Raw genomic sequence first — 20,529 nt, 5'->3', positions numbered from 1 at the left:
CTTCCTCTCGCCCGGGCGGGAGAGCGGGAGCGACATGGGACGTAGGCGGCTCTTGGCGGTGCTGACGGCGATGGTCGTCGCGACCGGTCTGCACGTCGTGCCGGCGTCGGCACAGACGGTCGGCCTGCCCGGCCTCGGCGAGGTGAAGGTCGACACGTCGGATGGTGTGAAGGTCGGCGTCGACCTCGACGTGGAGCTCACCGACGACGCGAAGCTGGACCCGGAGGTCGGCGTCGGGGTCGGCAAGGACGGCCCCGAGGTGGACGTCGGTGGCGGCGTCGCCGTCGGTGAACGCAAGGTCGACCTCGGTCGGTCCAAAGCGCCCGAGCCCTCGCCGAAGCCGTCGCCGTCGCCCGAGTCGCCACCTCCGCCGTCGCCACGCGACACCGACCGTGGCGAGCGTCCCCGCGCGGATGAGGGCGCGGCGGCCGCGGCCGGGCCGGGTTCCAAGGCGGACGGCGGCCGCGTCGTCGCTGCCGGGGACGCCGAGGGATGGACGCCGCGCCGCGCCGCCCAGTTCGAGGCGTTCCGCGCGATCCGGGGTCAGGACGTGGACCTGGGTGTCGCCGGCGGCTCGGCCGTCCTGCCCGGGGTCGAGCTCGCGCCCCGGCGGGCCCAGGCACCGGGCAGTGCGCACGACACCGGGCACCCGTTCGACGCGCCGGAGATCGCTCCCGGACTCGCGCCGGGCGTGACGGCGGCCGGGCCGGACGCGGCCACCGGCGCCACGTTGGCCGCCTCGCCGGTCGCGGGCGGCCCGGTCGCGCAGGTCCCGCTCGCGTTGCAGGTGCTCACCGGCATGCTGGTGGCCGGGACCGCCCTGGCCTGGCACGTCACCCGCCGCGAGCTCGGCTGGGCACTGTCGGGGCTGCGCCGAGTCCGCTGACCGGTCCGCGCCCACCCGCCCTGCGCCGACCCGCGCCCCACCCACCGGCCCCGCCTCACTCACCGCCCACACCCACCGGCCCTGCCTGACCGCTCGGCACCGACGCGCTCCCACCAGCCGCCGTCCCGCCCACGCGCTCGCGGCACGTCCGCGGGACGGCCACGTCGGAACCCGCCCCTCCGCTCCCGGGGGCGGGTTCTGACGTTCGTGTCACGTTGCGACGCCCGGAACGGATGCGCGAACATCGTTCCGTCGTGGGAGGCGGCATCGCGGCCGCGTCCCGCACCTGGCCCGCTTCCTTCCGCGAGAGAAAGCCGCTGACGTGCCCGAGCTCGACGACGCCTACTACGTCGATGGCGTCCGCCTGCCCATCGGCCGCGCGAAGGACACCGGCTACTACGCCGGCACCCGCGCCGACGACCTGTCCGTGCGTGCGATCCGAGCCCTGCTCGACCGCAACCCGTCCGTGCCGCCCGACCGCATCGACGACGTCGTGTGGGCCGCAACGGCGCAGGTGGGGGACCAGGGCCTGACACTCGGTCGCTCCCTGGCGATCCTGGCGGGCCTCGGCAAGCAGGTGCCCGGCTACGCGCTCGACCGCATGTGCGCCGGGGCGCTGACCGCCATCGTCAACGCCGGCAACGCCATCCGGGTCGGCGCGCAGGACCTGGTGCTGGCCGGCGGTGTCGAGCACATGGGCCACCACCCGATGGGCGCCGAGGTGGACCCCAATCCGCGCTTCCTGTCGGACAAGCTGGTCGACCCGTCCGCCCTGGTGATGGGCAACACGGCCGAGAACCTGCACGACGAATTCCCCCACGTGACGCGCGAGCGCTGCGACGCGTACGCGCTGGGGTCCCAGGAGCGGGTCGGCAAGGCGCAGGCGGACGGCGTCTTCGACACCCACGTCGTCCCGGCGACGGTGTGGTCGGTCGAGGAGGGCTGGAAGGTCGTCCGCGTCGACGAGCACCCGCGCCCCGGTACGACCATGGACGACCTCGCCAAGCTGCGTTCGCCGTTCCGTGCCGGCGGGTACGTCACGGCCGGCAACGCCGCCGGGCTGAACGACGGGGCCGGTGGCGTGCTACTCGCGTCGGGCGCCGCGGTCGCCGAGTACGGGCTCACGCCCACGATGCGCCTGCGCGACTACGCCTTCGTCGGGGTGGAGCCGGAGACGATGGGGTCCGGGCCGATCCCCGCCACCGAGAAGCTGCTGGCGCGCACCGGGCTGTCCATCGACGACCTCGACGTCATCGACATGAACGAGGCGTTCGCGGTCCAGTGCGTCGCGTTCCTCGACCACTTCGGACTCCCGCTGGACGCCGCGCACGTCAATCCCTACGGCGGGGCCATCGCGATGGGGCACCCGCTGGCCTTCTCCGGCGCGCGGCTGGCGATGGAGGTGGCGACCTGGTTCCAGCGCAACCCCGACGCGCGCCTCGGGCTGACCACCATGTGCGTCGGCCTGGGCATGGGCGCGGCCGTCCTGTGGGAGCGGGTGTGACGCGGGTCACACCGACGACGACGATTCCAGGAGTGACCCGATGAGCGACACCTACACCCGTTTCAAGCTGACGTACACCCCTCTCGGCGCTCGATCCGCGTACGACGACTCGCCTGCCGCCGGGCGCCTGGCGATCCTGACCATGGACAACGGCCGGGACTACAAGAAGCCCAACACGTTCGGCGAGCAGGCGCTCAACTCGCTGTCCGAGGCCTTGGACGAGCTCGAGTCCCAGACCGACGTGAAGGGGCTGCTGCTCACCGGCAAGCAGTTCATCTTCGCGGTCGGTGCGGACCTCACCAGCTTCGCCGGCATGGACGCCGACGGCGCCCGCGCCGGCGGTCAGGGCGGGCACGCCGTCTTCGCCCGCATCATGGACCTGCCGTTCCCGACGCTGGCCGCCATCAACGGTGCCTGCATGGGCGGCGGGCTGGAGATCGCGCTGCACTGCGACTACCGCACCGTGTCGACCGGCGCGGCGGCGATCGCGTTCCCCGAGGTGTTCCTGTCGATCTTCCCGGCCTGGGGCGGTACCCAGCTGGCGCCGCGTGTGGCCGGGGCGAAGAACGCGATCGACGCGATCGTGGTCGACGCGCTCAACAACAACCGCATGATGAAGCCGCAGCAGGCCTTCGAGCGTGGCTTCGCGGACCGGCTGATCGACTCGGCCGTCTTCCTCGACGAGTCGGTGGCCCTGCTCGAGCGGCTGGTCACGGGCGAGGAGACGATCGAGCGTCCGGCGGGCGGGGAGGGTGGAGATCCGGCCGAGGGGTTGGACGAGGCGCTGGCCAACGCGCGCGCCTTCGCCGACGCCAAGGTGCACGGCGCGACCCGGGCGCCGTACGTGGCGCTGGACCTCATCGAGTTCGCCGCCCGTGGCGGTGATCTGGCCGAGGGCCGTCGGCGCGAGCAGGACGGCCTGGCCGAACTGCTGCCGGCCCCGCAGGCCCAGGCGTCGGTCTACGCCTTCGACCTGGTGCAGAACCGGGCCAAGAAGCAGCCCTGGCGTCCAGAGGCGGCACCTCGCCGTCTGCAGAAGGTCGCCGTGGTCGGCGCCGGCCTGATGGGTGCACAGCTCGGTGCGCTCCACCTGCAACGGCTCGAGCTGCCGCTGGTCATGAAGGACATCGACGAGGGCGTGCTCGGCCGCTGCCGCGAGCACATCGAGGGCGAGCTCGACAAGCTCGTGCAGAAGGGTCGGCTGAAGCCCGGCAAGGCCGCCTTCCTCAAGGGCCTGGTCACCTACACGACCTCCTACGAGGACGTGCGCGGGGCCGACTGGGTGATCGAGGCCGTGTTGGAACGCATGGACCTCAAGCAGGCCATCTTCGCCGACCTGGAGGAGGTCGTCGAAGAGAGCGCGATCCTGGCGACCAACACCTCGTCGCTGTCGGTGGCCGAGATGGCGCAGAAGCTGTCGCACCCGGAGCGGGTCGTCGGCTTCCACTTCTTCAACCCGGTCGCGGTCCTGCCGCTGGTCGAGGTGATCCGGCCCGAGGGGGTGTCCGACGAGGCCATGGCGACCGCGTTCGACGTCGCCAAGAAGCTCAAGAAGACCGGCGTGCAGTGCGCCGACCGGCCGGCGTTCATCGTCAACCGACTGCTGAGCCGCTTCAACGGCACCGCGGTGCGGGCGCTGCGGCGCGGCAACGACTTCAAGGAGATCGACGAGGCCATCAAGGGACTCGGCCTGCCGATGGGCCCGTTCGAGCTGTTCGGCCTGGTCGGGCTGAAGGTCGCGCTCCACACGGCACAGACGCTGGCCGAGGCGTTCCCGGACCGGTTCGTCATCGACGACAACTTCCGCGCCATCGCCGACGCGGACGCCCCGGGCGTCTACGACTGGTCGGCCGGCGGCGAGGTCCACGCGCAGATCCGCGACCTCGTACAGGTCGACGAGGACGCGACCCCGATGACCGCCGACGAGATCCGCCGGGTCGCGCTGGAAGCAGCCGCCGACGAGTGCGCCCGCATGCTCGACGACGGCACCGTCGCGGACGCGCGCGACATCGACACCGGGATGATCCTGGGGGCGGGGTTCCCGTTCTTCATGGGTGGGCTGTGCCGGCACCTCGACCAGACGGGCATCAGCCAGCAGGTCGCCGGCCGCGACCTCGTCACCTCGACCGACCACGCCCAGTCCTGACCGCGCCGGGCGTCCGCGTTGCTTCCTGCACTGACCCAGTCACAGCCAGCGACGTGCAGGAAGCAACGCTCAGAACCTGACGCCGCGGCTGGCGAGGCAGTGGCGGAGCTGCGCCTCGAAGGGGTCCCAGCGTAGGTAGAACATCCGGAACGTGAGCCGCAGCAACAACCAGCGGTCCATCGCCGCGATCTCGTTGTCCCGAACCGCATCGGACTCGAGGTCCGCCGGACTCGCGTGATGGCGCAAACTCTGGCAGTCGATGCCGACCTCACCGTCGAACGCGATGTCGATGCGCCGTGAGGAGCGCCCCGTCGGGAGCACGGGCTGATCCGCTCGCGGCGGCAGCCCACGCCTGCGCAGGCGGTCACGGGCGCTGAACTCGAACCCCGACTCGGATCCATCGCCGGTGAGGTCGTGGACGAGTCGGCGCAGGTCGGCACGGCCGGCGAAGCGTCCCCGCAGGTCGAGTTCGCGCTGGATGTCCGTCGGCGTCAGCAGTCTTCGACTGACCGCATCGAATGCGATGCCGCGCAGACCGTGCAGCTGTAGGCGGCCGCCGAGCAACGCCAGGCTGCGGGCCACGTCGGTCACCGCGACCGCGTGCTCGTCTTCTTCGACCAGCGGCGGTGGCCACGCGCTTGTCCAGCGGACGTTGACCCGATCGAGTCTCGGCCGGCGCCGATTCGCGGGCACGGCCACGTCGATGACGGAAGGGAAGGCGGGGAGCAGGCCGAGGTAGGCGAGGGCGGTCAGACCGGTCAGCGCCACCTCGCCGCCGATGGACGCCGCGGCGGCCGTCGCGCGGGCGGCCGGCGTGACGTCGAAGCCGGGAAGGACCCAGGCGCCCGGGTAGGGCTGCGCCCAGTCCTCCGCGGAGGCGCGTCGGCGCAGCTGGCTGCGGCGGACATCGACGCTCGCCGCGAGATCGGCGGTCACGACGCCGTCACGGCGCGCGCAGAGTTCGTACAGGGCAGCAAACGTCATGCGCCGCAGCCTCGCAGCAGATGACGTGTTCCGCTGCCTCGGCGCTGCCGAGGCTGTGGACGACGCCCGCGATCGAATGGCTCGCCCGTTGCTTCCTTCCTCCGACCAGAACTGAATCGATTCAGTGCAGGAAGCAACCGGATGACGGGAAGGGGGCAGTCAGCGCTGGGGGTGGAGGTGGCGGGGCCGGGAGGGGGACGCGGGGACGCCGACGGCCGGGCGCGTTCGCGCCCGGCCGTCGAGATGTGGGGTGCGCGGGGTCGCGCCGGTGGTCAGCGGTCGGTGACCTTGACGTAGTCGCGCTCGCCCTCGCCGACGTAGAGCTGGCGCGGGCGGACGATGGCCTGCTCGTCGTCCAGCAGGTTCTCCTGCCAGTGCGCGAGCCAGCCCGGGATGCGCCCCATCGCGAACAGCACCGGGAACATCGACGTCGGGAAGCCCATCGCCTGGTAGATGATCCCCGAGTAGAAGTCGACGTTGGGGTAGAGCTTGCGCTGGACGAAGTAGTCGTCCTCCAGCGCAATCTTCTCGAGCTCGACCGCGATGTCGAGCAGTTCGTTCTTGCCGGTGACCTCGAACACCTCGTGCGCGAGTTGGCGGATCACCTTCGCCCGCGGGTCGTAGTTCTTGTAGACCCGGTGGCCGAAGCCCATGAGGCGGAACTTGCCCTCCTTGGCGGCCTCGACGTACTCCGGGATCTGGTCGACCGAGCCGATCTCCTGCAGCATCGTCAACACGGCCTCGTTGGCGCCGCCGTGCTTGGGGCCGTACAGCGCCGCGGTCGCGCCGGCCGCGGCCGAGTAGGGGTCGGCGTCGGACGAGCCGATGGCGCGCATCGTGGTGGTCGAGCAGTTCTGTTCGTGGTCGGCGTGCAGGATCAGCAGGACGTCCATGGCCCGCTCGAGGACCGGGTCGGGCTCGTACTTCAGCTCGGTCGTCTTCCACATCATGTTGAGGAAGTTGCCGGCGAAGCTGAGGTCGTTGTCCGGGTACGCGTAGCGCATCCCGATCGAGTGGCGGTACGCGAACGCGGCCAGCGTGGGGAACTTGGCGATCAACCGCACGATCTGCTTGTGGCGGTTGTCGGCGTCCTTGATGTCCTTGGCCTCGGGATAGAACGTCGAGAGCGCCCCCACCGTCGACACGAGCATCCCCATCGGGTGCGCGTCGTGGTGGAACCCGTCCATGAACTGCTTGATGTTCTCGTGGATGAACGTGTGGTGGGTGATCTCGTACACCCAGGCGTCGAGCTGGTCCTGGTTCGGCAGCTGGCCGTGGATCAGCAGGTAGGCGACCTCGAGGAACGAGGACTGCTCGGCGAGCTGCTCGATCGGGTAACCGCGGTAGCGCAGGATCCCGGCGTCGCCGTCGATGAAGGTGATGTCGCTGCGGACGTTGGCGGTGTTCTTGAAGGCCGGGTCGTACGCCAGCAGGCCGAAGTCGTCGTCCGCCACCTTGATCTGGCGCAGGTCCATCGACCGGATCGCGCCGTCCTCGACCGGGACCTCGTAGGTGCGCCCGGTGCGGTTGTCGGTGATGGTGAGCGTGTCCTTGGTGTCGCTCATCGGGCAGGGGTCTCCTGGTCGGACGCGAGCGCTGGATGTACCTCCCACGCTAGCGGGCGAGCCGCCGACCCGCGTTGGCCGACGCCGGCCCGCCGGGCCCCCGACCACGGCCGTGTCGTGCGGCGAGCGCACATCTAGTCGCGCAACTCGGGAGGCTTGGAAGGTTGTCACTTCAACCTTCGTTGTGCTTGCATACGCAACTACCGTCGGGTCCGAACCGGCGGGGAACCACCACCGGTCCGTCGCCGCTGCGGCCTCGGGCCACCCGCAACGCGGCTCCCGCGCCGCAACGCCACCACGAGGAGTACCGATGTCCACCTCCACCGTCACCACGTTGCCCGCCACCGGGACCTGGGTCATCGACGCGTCGCACTCCAGCGTCGAGGCCGTCGCCAAGCACCTGGTCGTCAGCAAGGTCCGCGGCCGCTTCACCCGCTTCGAGGGCACGATCGTCATCGCCGACCAGCTCGAGGACTCCACCGTCGACGTCACCATCGACGCCGCCTCGATCGACACGAACGACGCCCAGCGCGACGGCCACCTGCGTAGCGGCGACTTCCTCGACGTGGAGAACCACCCGAGCCTCACCTTCCGCTCCAGCCGGTTGAAGGAGGCCGGTGACCACTACGTGATCCCGGGCGAGCTGACCATCCGCGGTGTCACGCGACCGGTCGAGCTCGAGGTCGAGTACCTCGGCCTCATCAAGGACCCGTGGGGCAACGACAAGGCCGGCTTCACCGCCGCCACCACGATCGACCGCGAGGAGTTCGGCATCACCTGGAACGCGGCGCTGGAGACCGGCGGCGTCCTCGTGGGCAAGAGCCTGAAGATCGAGATCGACCTGCAGCTGCAGCAGCAGGCCTGACGCCTCCCTGGTCAGGGAAGCCGCGCGCCCCGGTCCACCGCCCGAACGGTGGCCGGGGCGCGTCGCGTGTCTGCCGGCGTCGGCCCCGCGTCGCCTTCGCTCAGGCGTCGGCTTCGACCTCGCGGGCGTGCTGGGCGATGCGCTGCAGGGCCCGGGCCAGCACCTCGGCCTCGTGGTCGTCGAGCAGCGAGGTGAAGTGCTCCTCGACACCGCGCAGGTGGGTCGGCGCGGTGCGGCGCAGCGTCTCGTAGCCCTCGTCGGTGAGCTCGGCGAAGGTCCCGCGACGGTCGTCCGCGCAGGCGGTGCGCCGGACGAGGCCCTCGGCCTCCATGCGGTCGACCAGTCGGGTCAGGCCGCTCTTGGACAGCAGCACGGCCGCCGCGAGCTCTTGCATGCGCAGCCGGTGACCGTCGGCCTCCTGCAACTGCACCAGCACGTCGTACCACGCCAGCGGGAGCCGGACCTCGTCGCGCAGTTCGCGGGCGAGGACGTCGGTGACCCGGGCGTGCGCCTCCAGGAAGCCGCGCCAGGCGGCAAGGCGCTCCGCCGCGATGCGCGGCGGACGACCGGTGGGCGTGGGTGCGGTGCTCGTGGACATGCCCGAAGGGTAGCGCCGGCGACATACCGTTTCCCGTCCGACCGTTGCATCACGAACAGCCCTGCCAGCCCTTACACGAACGTCGCGACCGCCCTTGCTGCCGGGGCCACGGCTCCCCGCCGGTCAGGCCGGCACGTCGCCCTCGCGGTCGCCGACCCGGTAGGCGTGCGGCGCACCCGTGCCACCGGTGGGCTGGCACGTCGGGCACCAGTACAGGACCCGCTGCTGGTCGCCGAGGAATCCCTGCTCGATCGGCGTCGTGCAGCGGCGGCACGGCTGCCCACCGCGGCCGTAGACCCACAGTGTGCCGGCCGGCGCGCCCGTCACGGTCGTGCGGGCGGCGAGATCGAGGTTGGCCCGCAGCAGCGCGCCCGCGGTGGTGAACAACGCCGCGCGGACGTCGTAGGCGACGCGGCCGACGGGCACGTGCGGGTCGACCTCGTGGAGGAAGGCCACGTCGCAGCGGTAGACGTTGCCGATGCCGCTGGCGACGGTCTGGTCGAGCAGGACTTCGCCGACCGGGCGGGCCGGGTCCTGGCGCGCCACCCGCGCCAGCACGTCGTCGAGGTCGGGCGCCGGCTCGCACAGGTCCGGCCCCAGCCGTCGCAGCGACGGATGCCGCTGCAGCGCCCGCTGGTCGAGCACCTCGACGACGGGGGCGGCGAAGCAGACCGCCACGGCGCCCGGCACCGCGAGCACGACGCGCGCCGCACGCGGCGACTTCCGCCAGCGCTCGCCCGGCCGGTAGACGTGCCACGAGCCGGTCATCCGTTGATGCGTGTGCACGACCAGCCCGTCGGAGACGTGGATCAGCAGGTGCTTGCCGCGCGCCTCGACGCGTTCCACGTGGGCACCGACGGCGGGCAGGGGCGGACGGTGGCGTGGGACCTCGACGCGCGTGAGCGGCTTGCCGACCAGCACCGGCCGCAAGGCGGCGGCGGCGCGGTGGATCGTGTCTCCCTCGGGCATGTCACGAGCCTACGGGCGATCCACACCCTGGAACGCGACGAGCCTCCCGCGTTCGGCGGGAGGCTCGAGTCCTGCCGGCCGAGACGGCCGGCCGCGTGGCGAGGCGGCGACGAGAACGCGCCGGCCCCGCCGGGTCGATCACAGGTCGTACGGGCGAAGGGTGCCGCGACCGTTCTCCTTGGCACGCTTGGCAGCGTCCTGGAGCAGCGCGTTGATCTTCTCGTTCAGCGCGTCCGGGAGGCTCGAGTCCATACGCAGCTCGAGGCCCTTGACGGCCTCCTTCACCTTGCTCTGCACGATCAGCGATTCCGCCATGACGGTCTCCTTCTGTGTGAATCCGGGAGCGGACCGGCGGAGCACCATAGAACCCACGCCCGACGGATTGCGAACACCCACCCCGCGCCGAAGGCGGCAGTCCGCCCGACGCACGTGGGTTAGGCACGCAGCGTCAACCCCCGGTATCCGCGGGTGAATCCGACCCCTTCGAGCCCGGCGGCCCACGCCGGCTGCTCGTGGACCGGCACCCCGTCGACCTTGGTGACCTCGAGCTTGCGCAGCCGCCCAGAGCGCACCAGCCAGGTCAGGGCCGCCAGCCAGCGGTCCATGGGCTGCGGGTGGGAGAAGCTCGCCAGGCTGCGTCCGCCCCGCTCGACGAAGAGGGCCGGGGTGCCGTCGACGAGCACCACGAACGCCCCGGCCGCACGGGCCGGCCGGCCCGGGCTGTCGGGCCACGGCAGCGCGGCGCCGTAGGGCTGGGCGGGGTCGGTGGCGGCGAGCAGCACGACCCGGCCCTCGCCGGTGCCGAGACCGTCGAGCCGCAGCTCGTCCTCGGGTGGCTCGCGATGGCCGCGAAGGCGGTCTATGGCGCCAGAAGCGGCGAATTGTGCCGCTCCGAGGCCCGCAACGACGTAGCCACGCCGAACCTGTCCGGCCTCCTCCATCGCTTTCAGCACCGGATACACGGCGCTGAAGCCGCCCGCGACCGCCTCGATGCGCAGCGCCTCGCGGGTCAGCACGCCGTGGCGCTCGAGCAGTTGCTCGGCCAGCGCGTGCGCGCGTTCGGTCGGGGCGGCCGCGGGCGTGAGCAGGTCGGCGGTCAGCGACCAGCGTCCCTGCGCCGACGGCGGTCCGAGCCGGGTGAGGCGCCCGGGCCGCGGTCGGCCGCCCGCCCGGCTCGCGGCGCGCCGGCCGGTCCCGAGCGCCCGGACCGGGGCGTAGGTGTCGTTCGTGACCTCGCCGGCCCACACGAGGTCCCAAAGGGCCGACAGCACGAGGTCCTGGTCGGCGATGCCCGAGGCGCGCAGCAGCTCCGGCCAGAACGATGCGCCACGGTCACGCAGGTGTGCACGCAGCGCATGGTGGACGTCGACGTCGGGCGGTTCGCCGACCGGTTCGGGGGCCAACAGGTGCACCTGGTCGCGGAAGCACAGCACCAGCCGGCCGTCGGCGGCGCCCAGCGGTTCCACCCCGAGCCACACCACCTCGCCGGCGGCGATCAGCTGGTCGAGGTCACCCGGGCGGTAGCCGTCGAGGCGGGCCGGCAGCACGTCGGCCTCCAGCACGGACGCAGGGACCGGCACGCCCTGCAGTTGCGCGACGGTCTCGACCAGCGCCTCGAGGCCGCGCCGCTGCCGCCCGGACGCGGTGCGGACCTGCTGCCACACCGGCAGGAAACGACCGAGCGCCGCGGCGTCGACCGGTTCGACCTCGGCCCGCAACGCCGCCAGCGAGCGGCGCTTGAGCCGCCGCAACACCTCGCGGTCGACCCATTCGCGCTGCACCCCGCCGGGGCGGAACTCGCCGGGCAGGACCCGGTCCTGCCGTTGCAGCCACCGCAGCGTGGCCTCGACACGTTCGACCGGGACGGCGAGGCGGGCCGCGCATTCGTGCGACGTGAACGGGCCGTGGGTACGGGCGTGGCGGGCGACCAGGTCGCCGAGCGGGTCGTCGACCGGGTCGGTGAAGGCCTGCGGCAGGCCCGGCGGCAGTGCCACGCCAATGGCGTCGCGCAGGCGGCTGGCGTCCTCGGCGGCGGCGTAGCGCGCCTCGCCACCGATGCGCACCTCGATGGCGCGGCGTTCGACGACCAGCGTGTCGAGCCAGGCCTTGGGTTCGGCACGCGACCGCTCGCGCAGCTCGTCGAGGGTGAGGTCACCGAGCCGGCGCAGCACGTCGTGCAGTTCGTCGGCGTCGCGGGCGCGCCGGTCGAGGGCGCCCTCCGCATCGGCGGCGTGGTCGAGCGGGGCCAGATGCTGCAGCTCCCGCTCCAGCGCCGCGAGCACGTCGGCGTCGAGCAGGTCGCGCAGCTCGTCGCCGCCCAGCAGCTCGCGCAACAGGTCGGCGTCCAGGGCGAGCGCGGCGGCCCGCCGTTCGGCCAGCGGCGCGTCGTACTCGTACATGTACTGGCCGACCCAGCCGAACAGCAGCGACTGGGCGAAGGGCGACGCCGAGGCGGTCTCCACCGTCACCAGCCGCACCTTGCGTGCGCGCAGGTCGGTCAGCAGCTCACGCAGACCCGGCAGGTCGAAGACGTCCTGCAGGCACTCGCGGGTGGCTTCCAACAGGATCGGGAAGCTGGGGTAGCGCGACGCCACCTGTAGCAGGTCGGCCGCCCGCTGCCGCTGCTGCCACAGGGCGGTGCGCTGGCCCGGGCGGCGCTTGGGCAGCAGCAGCGCGCGACCGGCACCCTCGCGGAAGACGGTCGTGAACAGTGCCGTGCCGGCCAGCTGGTCGACGACCAGCGACTCCACCTCGTCCGGGTCGACCAGCAACTCGTCGAGGGGGACCTCCTCCTCGGCCTCCTGCAGCCGCACGACGATGCCGTCGTCGGCCCACAGGATCTCCGGGTCGAGGCCGACCGCGCGCAGCCGCCGTTCGATCGCCATCGCCCACGGCGCGTGGACCTGGGCGCCGAAGGGGGACAGCAGACAGACCCGCCAGTCGCCGAGCTCGTCACGGAAGCGCTCGACCACCACCGTGCGGTCGTCGGGCAGGGCACCGGTGACCTGCGCCTGTTCCTCGAGGTAGGCGACGAGGTTGTCCGCCGCCCAGGCGTCGAGGTCGGCCTGGGCCTGCAGCCGGGCCACCTCGCCGTCCCGGTCGGCCTGCGACGCGGCCACCACCTCGCGATGGAAGGTGCCGATGGCGCGACCGAGCTCCAGCGGGCGCCCCGGACCATCGCCGTGCCAGAACGGCAGCTTTCCGGGCTCGCCGGGCGCCGGCGTGACGACCACGCGTTCGTGGGTGATGTCCTCGATCCGCCACGTCGAGGCGCCAAGCACGAACGTCTCGCCGGGCCGCGACTCGTGGACCATCTCCTCGTCGAGCTCGCCCACGCGCGTGCCGTCGGGCAGGAACACCCCGAACAGCCCGCGGTCCGGGATCGTGCCCGGGTTGGTGACCGCCAGCCGTTGCGCGCCGGCACGCGCCCGAACGACGCCGGCGATCCGGTCCCACACGATCCGGGGACGCAGCTCGCTGAACTCCTCCGACGGGTAGCGGCCGGCCAGCAGGTCCAGCACGGCGTGCAGGACGTCCTCGGACAGCTCGGCGAACGGGGCTGCCCGCCGCACGAGCGCGGCGACGTCGGCGACGGCCCACTCGTCGAGCGCGACCATCGCCACGATCTGCTGGGCGAGCACGTCGAGGGGGTTGCGCGGGTAGCGCGTCGCCTCGATGGCGCCCTCGTGCATGCGCTGCACGACGACGGCCGTCTCCACCAGGTCGCCGCGGTACTTCGGGAACAGCACGCCGCGCGACGGCTGGCCGACCTGGTGGCCCGCCCGCCCGATGCGCTGCAGGCCGCGGCTGACCGCGCCGGGGGAGGCGACCTGGACGACCAGGTCGACGGCGCCCATGTCGATCCCGAGCTCCAACGACGAGGTCGCCACCAGCCCGCGCAGCCGGCCGGACTTGAGCTCGTCCTCGATCGCCAGCCGGCGCTCGCGCGACAGCGACCCGTGGTGGGCCTTGACCAGCTCCGGTGCGGGACCGTCCGCCCCGCGGGCGTGCTCCTCCAGGGCGGCCTCCAGCTCCACGCCCTGCAGCCCCTCGGCGCGCAGCGCCGCCTCGCGCACACGCAGGGCGTGCAGTTCGTTGAGCTTGGCGGCCAGCCGTTCGGCGAGGCGCCGGGCGTTGACGAAGATCAGCGTGGAGCGGTGCTCCAGCACGAAGTCGAGCAGCCGCGGGTGCACGGCCGGCCAGATCGAACGGCGCGCCGGCCCCGCCGCCGCGGGGCCACCCGACAGCGGCAGGGCGTCCTCGGCCGGCAGCTCCGCGCCGAGGTCGCCCATGTCCTGCACGGGCACGACGACCTGCAACTCCAGCGGCTTGCGCACGCCGGCGTCCACGATGGTGACCGGGCGGGGGCGGCCGTCCTCCTGCCCCCCGAGGAACCGCGCGATCTCCTCCAGTGGCCGCTGGGTCGCCGACAGCGCGACCCGCTGCGGCGCCGGGCGCGACACCTCGTCGTCCTCCAGTCCGCCGCGGCGGACCTCGTGCTCGAGTCGCTCCAGCGTCAAGGCCAGGTGGCTGCCACGCTTGGTCGGTGCCAGCGCGTGGATCTCGTCGACGATCACCGTCTCCACGCTGCGCAGCGACTCACGCGCCCGGGACGTCAGCATCAGGTACAGCGACTCCGGCGTGGTGATCAGCACGTCCGGTGGCGTGCGTCGCATCCGCTCGCGTTCGGCGGTCGGCGTGTCACCGGTCCGTACCCCGACCTCCGGGCGGTGGACGGTGTCGCCGAGCCGTTCCGCCGCCAGGCGGATGCCCTCGATCGGCGCGCGAAGGTTGCGGTCCACGTCCACGGCCAGGGCCCGCAGCGGGGAGACGTAGACGACCCGCAGGCGCTGCTCCTTGGGCGGCACCGGGGCGGTCATGAGCCGGTCGATGGCCCACAGGAACGCGGTCAGGGTCTTGCCGGAACCGGTAGGCGCGAGGATGAGGGTGTGCTCGCCCGACGAGATCGCCGGCCAGCCCTGCGCCTGCGCACCGGTCGGCGCCGCGAACGTCGTGGAGAACCACGTGCGGACGGGGGCGCTGAACGGCGCGAGCACGTCGTCCATGGGCGCGGCAGCGGAGTCGGCGTCGGTCATCGCGGCAACGGTAGCCCCGACCCGGGACCGCACCGGTCCGCGATCCGCCGCCCCTCGGCCTCGTCACGCGTCGGCACCGGACGTCCGGCCATCGCGCCGGCCTCGTATCCCTGGCGATCCTTCGTCACGTCCGAGGCAGCGCGTGTCCACCACCGTCGTCCTGTTCACCCGCGACCTGCGCGTCCACGATCACCCCGCGCTGGCCGCCGCGGTCGCGGAGGCCGACCGCGTGGTGCCACTGTTCGTGCTCGACGACGCCATCCTCGGCTCGCGGTACGCGGCGCCGAACCGGGTCGGGTTCCTGCTCGAGGCGCTGACCGACCTGCGCGCCGCGCTGCGCGAGCGCGATGGACAACTCGTCGTCCGCCGCGGCGACGTGGTCGCCGAGGTGGCCGCCGTCTGCACCGAGGTGGGCGCCGACCGGGTGCGGCTGTCCGCGGACCACAGCCGCTTCGCCCGCCGTCGCCTGCGGCGGCTGCGTGAGGCGGGCCAGCAACGCGGGTTCGCGGTCGAGGAACACCTCGCCATCACGGTGGTCGCCCCGACCGCCGTCCGCCCGGCCAGCGGTGACCACTTCCGCGTCTTCACGCCCTACTGGCGCCGGTGGGAACAGGCGCCACGACGCGACCTCGCCCGGACCCCGGAGCGGGTGCCGGTTCCGAGCTCCCTCGACGCCGGCGCGATCCCCGCCTGGCACGACCTCGTCGCCGGGGAGCGCTCGCCCGAGGTCATCCCGGGCGGCGAGACCGCCGCGCGCCGGCGGCTGGCGGCCTGGTTCGACGACCAGGACGTCGACCAGTACGACGACACCCGCGACCGGCTCGCGGCCCAGACCTCACGGTTGTCGGCCGACCTGCACTTCGGCTGTCTGTCGCCCGCGGAGATCGACGCGCGCGCGGATCGCCGCCGCCGCGGCCACGACGCGTTCGTCCGGCAGCTGTGTTGGCGCGAGTTCAACACCCAGCTGCTGGCCGCCAACCCGGACCTGCCCGCGGCCGAGCTGCGAGGCCAGGGTGACCGGTGGCGCGACGACCCGGACGCCTTCGAGGCCTGGAAGGCGGGGGAGACCGGCTACCCGGTCGTCGACGCCGGGATGCGCCAGCTGCGGACCGAGGGCTGGATGCACAACCGGGTCCGGCTGCTCACGGCATCGTTCCTGACCAAGCACCTGTACGTCGACTGGCGCCTGGGCGCCTGGCACTTCATGGACTGGCTGGTGGACGGCGACCTGGCCAACAACTTCGCCCAGTGGCAGTGGGTGGCGGGCACGGGCACGGACTCGCGGCCCAACCGGATGTTCAACCCCGTCACCCAGGGTCGCCGCTACGACCCGGACGGGGTGTACGTCCGCCGGCACGTGCCCGAGCTCGCCGACGTCGAGGGCGGTGCGGTGCACGAGCCGTGGACCCGCGAGGGCACCCTGTTCGAGCCGGAGGACAACGCGTATCCGGGCCCGCTGGTGGACCACGGCGAGGCACGTGAGCGCTTCCTCGCCGCCCGGGGCCGGTGACGCGACGGAGCGCCGCCTACGGTGCCGCTCCCGTTGCGAGGAGGCGACGATGGGTGAACGGCTCGAGGATCTGCCCGAGGACTGGCAGCGGGCGCTGGCGATCGTGGCCCACCCCGACGACATGGAGTACGGGGCCGCCAGCGCGGTGGCCCGCTGGACGTCGCAGGGCAAGGACGTGCGCTACCTGCTGGTCACCCGCGGCGAGGCGGGGATCGCCACCCGCCCGCCGGCCGAGGTGGCGCCCCTGCGCGAACGCGAGCAGCAGGCCAGCTGCGAGGAAGTCGGCGTCACCGCCCTGGAGTTCCTGGACCACCCCGACGGGCTGGTCGAGTACGGCGTCGCCCTACGCCGCGACCTCGCCGCCGCCATCCGGCGGCACCGGCCCGACGTGCTGATCGGAATCAGCTACCGCGACTCGTGGGGCGGGACGAGCTGGAACCACGCCGACCACCGGGCCGTGGGCCTGGCCGTGCTCGACGCGGCCCGTGACGCCGCCAACCCGTGGGTGTTCCAGGACGCTGGTGAGGCATGCGACCCGGTCGCGTTCGTGGCCTTCGCCGGCTCGACCCACCCCACCCACGCCGTGGACGTCACCGACCACCTCGAGGCCGGCATCGCGTCCCTGCGACACCACGCGGTCTACCTCGAGGAACTGGGCGATCCCGGCGGGCGCGACACGAGCGCGCAGCTGCGGTCGTGGGCACGACAGGCCGGCGAGGACGTCGGCGTCGAGGCCGCGGTCACCTTCGAGCTGCGCAACCCGTAACCCCAGTGACACTCTGGCCGGGCTGGAGATGACCGTCGCCCACCGCAAGGAGGCGGGCGACGACGATCCCACCGGCGAGACCGAGGGCCCCCGACGTCGAACAGGCGGCGGGTGGCGACCACGCCTGACCGCATCGGCGGGCGCGGGTGTGGCACTAGCCTGCACCGGCGACCGTCATCCTCGCCAGGAGAGCCCGTTGCAGCTGACCGACCGTTCCGTCGCGCTCGTCACCGGAGGCGCGTCCGGGCTGGGCAACGCCGCGGCCCGTGCCCTGCACGCCGCCGGTGCCAGCGTCCTCCTGCTCGACCTGCCCACCGCCGATGGCGACGCCGCGGCGAAGGAGGTCGGTGACCGGGCCCGCTTCGTCCCGACCGACGTGACGGACGCGGACGCGGTCGCCGAGGCGGTCGCCCAGGCGCGCGAACTCGGCGAGGTACGCGTCGCCGTCCACTGCGCTGGTGTCGGCTGGGCGGCGCGCGTGCTCGGCCGCGAGGGCCCCCACGACCTCGACCTGTTCCGAAAGGTCGTCGAGGTCAACCTCGTCGGCACCTTCAACGTGCTGCGGCTGGCGGCCGAGGCCATGGCCGCCAACGAGCCGGTCGGCGACGACCGCGGCGTCGTCGTCAACACCGCCTCGATCGCCGCCTTCGACGGCCAGATCGGCCAGGCCGCCTACAGCGCCTCCAAGGGCGGGGTCGTCGGGCTGACGCTGCCGGTCGCGCGCGACCTCGCCCGCCACCAGATCCGGGTGTGCACCATCGCGCCGGGCACGTTCGACACCCCGATGCTGGCCGGGCTGCCCGAAGAGGCGCGAACGGCACTGGCGGAGAACATCCCGCACCCGCACCGCCTCGGCCGGGCGGACGAGTACGGGCTGCTGGTGACGCAGATCGTCGCGAACCCCTACCTCAACGGCGAGGTGATCCGCCTCGACGGCGCGCTCCGCATGGCGCCGCGTTGAGAGCAACGGCGCCGCCTGACCGGCGCGCCGCCGCGTCGACCAGGATGGCATCGAGGTGGCCGACTCCTCGCAGGACCTGACCGGCGAACTGCCGCAGTTCGTCCGGGACGTGCTGGGTCGGCCGCGTCCGCTGACCGACGAGGACCGCGCCACGGAGCAGGCGCTGCTCGAACTGGGGGTGCCCGCCGACCAGGCCCGCGCGGCCGTGGCCGAGGGCCGCGTGCCGCTGGTCCTGGCCCAGCGCGTGCTGGGCGACGAGCCGCGCTACGACCTGCAGGAGCTCTCGCAGCGAGCCGACGTTCCCGCCGAGCTCCTCCAGCGGGTGCGCGTCGCCAGCGGGCTGCCGCTGCCGGACCGCTATTCGGACACGGACCTGCGCTGGGCACGCCACCTGCGCGCCCTGCTGCAGCTGCTGCCGGTCGAGGCGGTCGTGCGCTCCGCACGGGCGCGCGGTACCGCGCTCAGCACGGTGGCCCGCAGTGACCTCGGCGTCGTGCGCGACGAGGTGCTGCTGCCCATGCGCCAGGCTGGTGCCGACGACCTCGCCGTCGCCTCGGGACTGGCGGAGACGGCGCGCCGCCTCGACGAGGTCGCCCGCGACGTGCTCACCATCACGTACGGCCTGCAGCTGGAGCACCAGCTCAGCACGGAACTGGCCGCCATGCTGACACGCACCGAGGATGCCGAGGTCGAGTTGGCGGTCGGCTTCGTCGACGTCGTCGGGTGGACGTCGCTGTCGTCGCGGGTGGATCCGTCCGGCCTCGACGACGTGCTCGACGCCTTCGAGGAGCGGGTGGTCGACGTCACCTCGCCGGACCGCCAGGTCACGGTGGTCAAGTACCTCGGCGACGCGGCCATGCTGGTGGCGGCCGACCCGGCGTTGCTGATCGGTGCGATGGTGGAGTTGACCACGCCCGTCCCGGAGCTCGAGGACGTGCCGCTTCGCGGCGGGATGGCCGCCGGGGCGGCGCTGGTCCGCGAGGGCGACATCTACGGGCCGCCGGTGAACCGGGCCGCGCGGCTGACCGACCTCGCACGGCCGTGGAGTCTGCTGATCGACGACGACCTGCACGACGTCGTGCCCGAGGAGCTCTCGCCGCGCCGGCTGCGGCCCGTACGGCTGCGGGGCATCGGCGTGCGCCGGCCGGTGGCGGTGCGGGCTCGCTGAGACGCCCCGGCGGACGACAGTAGGCTGGCTCACGGTGGGAAGGACCGGCGTGGACGAGCGCACCCAGGCACATGGCGACCGACTGACGGCACTGGACGCGGCCTTCCTGAACATGGAGGGTCCGACCCGCCACATGCACGTCGGGGGCCTGTTCGTCTTCGACCCGCCCGGCAAGGAACAGGGCAGCCCGCACGACTTCGACTACGCCCGCTTCCTGGACCTCGTCCGCTCGCGCCTGCACCTGGTCCCGCGCTACCGGCAGAAGCTCGCCCACCCGCCCTTGCAGCTGGGCAATCCGGTGTGGGTCGACGACGCCCACTTCGACCTGTCCTACCACGTGCGTCACGCGGCGCTGCCGAAGCCGGGGACGATCACCCAGCTGACCGAGTACTGCGCCCGGATCCTCTCGCGCCCGCTGGACCGCGACCGGCCGCTGTGGGAGCTCTACGTCATCGAGGGGCTCGAGGACGGACGGTTCGCGTTGCTGGGCAAGAACCACCACGCCATGATCGACGGGCTGGCGGGCATCGACATCGCGACCGTCATGCTGGACGTCAGCCCCGAGGCCGACGCGTCGCTGCCCGAGCCCGAGCCGTGGACGCCGGCCCCGCCACCCGGGACGGCCCAGCTGTTCGGTGACGCGGTACGCGACGCGGTGACCAGCCCCGCGCAGCTGCTCGCCTCCGGGCGGAGGCTGCTGGACGCGCCGACCAAGTCGGCGCGCCGGGCGCTGTCGGTCACCCGGGCGGCGGCGTCGATGGCCCGTTCGACGCTGATCCGGACCGCCCCGCGTTCGCTGCTCAACCAGGCGCCGGGACCGCACCGCCGCTTCGCGATCCAGCGCATCGCGCTGGACGACGCCAAGCGGATCAAGAACGCGTTCGGCACCACGGTCAACGACGTCGTGCTCGCGGCGGTCGCCGACGCGACCGGCCGCTATCTGCGCGACCATGGCGCCGTCACCGACGGGCTGTGGCTGCGTGCGATGGTGCCCGTCAGCACCCGCGCCGGCTCCGAGTCCCACGTTCTGGGCAACCGCGTGGTCGCCGTGTTCGTGGACCTGCCGGTCTTCGAGATGGACCCGATCGAACGCCTGCGGGTCTGCCACGAGGCGATGCGCGAGGTCAAGTCCAGCCATCACGCCGTGGGTGCCGGCTTCCTCATCGGCCTGTCGGAGTTCGCGCCGCCGACGCTGCACGCGATGGCGTCGCGTGCGGCCGTGAGCAGCCGGCTGTTCAACTTCCTCGTCACCAACGTGCCCGGCCCGCAGCTACCGGTCTACTGCCTCGGTGCGCGCCTGCTCGGGGCCTTCCCGTTCACGCCGCTGGCCGCGACCCAGTCGTACGCGGTCGGGCTGACGTCGATCGACGGGTGGCTCAACTTCGGGTTCACGGCCGACTACGACGCGCTGCCCGACGTCGAGCGCGTGACCGGCCACCTGCGCGACGCGTTCGCGGAACTGCTGCGCTGTGCCGACGCGGTGGACGCCGTCGAGGCGTCTTGACCGCGTC

At 72.8% G+C, this 20,529-nt stretch carries 15 protein-coding genes; 9 read left to right on the top strand and 6 right to left on the bottom strand.

Annotated elements, in window-relative coordinates:
• Nucleotides 1–34: 34 nt before the first annotated feature.
• The 3 genes from ACERM0_RS10130 to ACERM0_RS10120 all read left to right on the top strand — a co-directional run bounded on the left by ACERM0_RS10130 (nucleotide 35) and on the right by ACERM0_RS10120 (nucleotide 4,536).
• Nucleotides 35–886, top strand: a complete 852-nt coding sequence (locus ACERM0_RS10130; protein ID WP_373678474.1) for a hypothetical protein — start codon at nucleotides 35–37, stop codon at nucleotides 884–886.
• A 322-nt stretch (nucleotides 887–1,208) separates the two neighbouring features.
• A complete protein-coding gene (locus tag ACERM0_RS10125) occupies nucleotides 1,209–2,390 on the top strand; it encodes an acetyl-CoA C-acyltransferase (protein ID WP_373678473.1) in 1,182 nt (393 codons plus the stop codon).
• A gap of 40 nt (nucleotides 2,391–2,430) precedes the next feature.
• Nucleotides 2,431–4,536: a 3-hydroxyacyl-CoA dehydrogenase NAD-binding domain-containing protein gene (locus tag ACERM0_RS10120; protein ID WP_373678472.1), complete on the top strand. Its 2,106-nt coding sequence runs from the start codon at nucleotides 2,431–2,433 to the stop codon at nucleotides 4,534–4,536.
• A 69-nt stretch (nucleotides 4,537–4,605) separates the two neighbouring features.
• Here ACERM0_RS10120 and ACERM0_RS10115 read toward each other — a convergent pair whose 3' ends face one another.
• Together ACERM0_RS10115 and ACERM0_RS10110 are read right to left on the bottom strand one after the other, a co-directional pair.
• A complete protein-coding gene (locus tag ACERM0_RS10115; RefSeq protein WP_373678471.1) occupies nucleotides 4,606–5,520 on the bottom strand; it encodes a hypothetical protein in 915 nt (304 codons plus the stop codon).
• A 272-nt stretch (nucleotides 5,521–5,792) separates the two neighbouring features.
• A complete protein-coding gene (locus ACERM0_RS10110; protein ID WP_373678470.1) occupies nucleotides 5,793–7,085 on the bottom strand; it encodes a citrate synthase in 1,293 nt (430 codons plus the stop codon).
• A gap of 310 nt (nucleotides 7,086–7,395) precedes the next feature.
• Here ACERM0_RS10110 and ACERM0_RS10105 point away from each other — a divergent pair, with 310 nt between their 5' ends.
• Nucleotides 7,396–7,950: a YceI family protein gene (locus ACERM0_RS10105; protein WP_373678469.1), complete on the top strand. Its 555-nt coding sequence runs from the start codon at nucleotides 7,396–7,398 to the stop codon at nucleotides 7,948–7,950.
• A 100-nt stretch (nucleotides 7,951–8,050) separates the two neighbouring features.
• Here the strand turns inward: ACERM0_RS10105 and ACERM0_RS10100 are convergent, their stop codons facing one another.
• The 4 genes from ACERM0_RS10100 to ACERM0_RS10085 form a co-directional block, all read right to left on the bottom strand.
• Nucleotides 8,051–8,548 (bottom strand): MarR family winged helix-turn-helix transcriptional regulator, encoded by a 498-nt coding sequence (locus ACERM0_RS10100; protein ID WP_373678468.1) that lies wholly within the window; start codon nucleotides 8,546–8,548, stop codon nucleotides 8,051–8,053.
• A gap of 123 nt (nucleotides 8,549–8,671) precedes the next feature.
• Nucleotides 8,672–9,517: an Fpg/Nei family DNA glycosylase gene (locus tag ACERM0_RS10095; protein WP_373678467.1), complete on the bottom strand. Its 846-nt coding sequence runs from the start codon at nucleotides 9,515–9,517 to the stop codon at nucleotides 8,672–8,674.
• Nucleotides 9,518–9,655: 138 nt separating this feature from the next.
• Nucleotides 9,656–9,832 (bottom strand): DUF1931 domain-containing protein, encoded by a 177-nt coding sequence (locus ACERM0_RS10090; RefSeq protein ID WP_373678466.1) that lies wholly within the window; start codon nucleotides 9,830–9,832, stop codon nucleotides 9,656–9,658.
• Nucleotides 9,833–9,951: 119 nt separating this feature from the next.
• Complete coding sequence (locus ACERM0_RS10085) at nucleotides 9,952–14,613, bottom strand: DEAD/DEAH box helicase (RefSeq protein ID WP_373678465.1); 4,662 nt, start codon at nucleotides 14,611–14,613, stop codon at nucleotides 9,952–9,954.
• A 142-nt stretch (nucleotides 14,614–14,755) separates the two neighbouring features.
• Here ACERM0_RS10085 and ACERM0_RS10080 point away from each other — a divergent pair, with 142 nt between their 5' ends.
• From ACERM0_RS10080 to ACERM0_RS10060, 5 genes are all read left to right on the top strand, one after another.
• The gene (locus tag ACERM0_RS10080) at nucleotides 14,756–16,123 is read left to right on the top strand and encodes a deoxyribodipyrimidine photo-lyase (RefSeq protein ID WP_373678464.1); all 1,368 of its coding nucleotides are present in this window, start codon (nucleotides 14,756–14,758) and stop codon (nucleotides 16,121–16,123) included.
• A gap of 49 nt (nucleotides 16,124–16,172) precedes the next feature.
• Nucleotides 16,173–16,889 carry a PIG-L deacetylase family protein gene (locus ACERM0_RS10075; RefSeq protein ID WP_373678463.1) on the top strand — a complete coding sequence of 239 codons (717 nt, stop codon included), beginning with the start codon at nucleotides 16,173–16,175 and terminating at the stop codon, nucleotides 16,887–16,889.
• 196 nt (nucleotides 16,890–17,085) lie between these two features.
• Nucleotides 17,086–17,850: an SDR family NAD(P)-dependent oxidoreductase gene (locus ACERM0_RS10070; protein ID WP_373678462.1), complete on the top strand. Its 765-nt coding sequence runs from the start codon at nucleotides 17,086–17,088 to the stop codon at nucleotides 17,848–17,850.
• Nucleotides 17,851–17,905: 55 nt separating this feature from the next.
• Entirely contained in the window at nucleotides 17,906–19,018 is a 1,113-nt protein-coding gene (locus ACERM0_RS10065) for an adenylate cyclase regulatory domain-containing protein (protein WP_373678461.1), read from the top strand.
• Between the two features lie 49 nt (nucleotides 19,019–19,067).
• Nucleotides 19,068–20,522: a wax ester/triacylglycerol synthase family O-acyltransferase gene (locus ACERM0_RS10060; RefSeq protein ID WP_373678460.1), complete on the top strand. Its 1,455-nt coding sequence runs from the start codon at nucleotides 19,068–19,070 to the stop codon at nucleotides 20,520–20,522.
• Nucleotides 20,523–20,529 lie beyond the last annotated feature (7 nt).

Source organism: Egicoccus sp. AB-alg2 (assembly GCF_041821065.1).
GTDB lineage: Bacteria > Actinomycetota > Nitriliruptoria > Nitriliruptorales > Nitriliruptoraceae > Egicoccus.
Note: the sequence above shows the minus strand (reverse complement) of the source record. Positions and strands in the feature narration are given on the sequence as shown.

What these genes read in the sequence shown, in the direction of transcription:
- ACERM0_RS10115 (WP_373678471.1), bottom strand. Translation starts at nt 5,520, where the DNA reads ATGACGTTTGCTGCCCTGTACGAACTCTGCGCGCGCCGTGACGGCGTC.
- ACERM0_RS10100 (WP_373678468.1), bottom strand. Translation starts at nt 8,548, where the DNA reads ATGTCCACGAGCACCGCACCCACGCCCACCGGTCGTCCGCCGCGCATC.
- ACERM0_RS10130 (WP_373678474.1), top strand. Translation starts at nt 35, where the DNA reads ATGGGACGTAGGCGGCTCTTGGCGGTGCTGACGGCGATGGTCGTCGCG.
- ACERM0_RS10085 (WP_373678465.1), bottom strand. Translation starts at nt 14,613, where the DNA reads ATGACCGACGCCGACTCCGCTGCCGCGCCCATGGACGACGTGCTCGCG.
- ACERM0_RS10095 (WP_373678467.1), bottom strand. Translation starts at nt 9,517, where the DNA reads ATGCCCGAGGGAGACACGATCCACCGCGCCGCCGCCGCCTTGCGGCCG.
- ACERM0_RS10110 (WP_373678470.1), bottom strand. Translation starts at nt 7,085, where the DNA reads ATGAGCGACACCAAGGACACGCTCACCATCACCGACAACCGCACCGGG.
- ACERM0_RS10120 (WP_373678472.1), top strand. Translation starts at nt 2,431, where the DNA reads ATGAGCGACACCTACACCCGTTTCAAGCTGACGTACACCCCTCTCGGC.
- ACERM0_RS10075 (WP_373678463.1), top strand. Translation starts at nt 16,173, where the DNA reads ATGGGTGAACGGCTCGAGGATCTGCCCGAGGACTGGCAGCGGGCGCTG.
- ACERM0_RS10090 (WP_373678466.1), bottom strand. Translation starts at nt 9,832, where the DNA reads ATGGCGGAATCGCTGATCGTGCAGAGCAAGGTGAAGGAGGCCGTCAAG.
- ACERM0_RS10105 (WP_373678469.1), top strand. Translation starts at nt 7,396, where the DNA reads ATGTCCACCTCCACCGTCACCACGTTGCCCGCCACCGGGACCTGGGTC.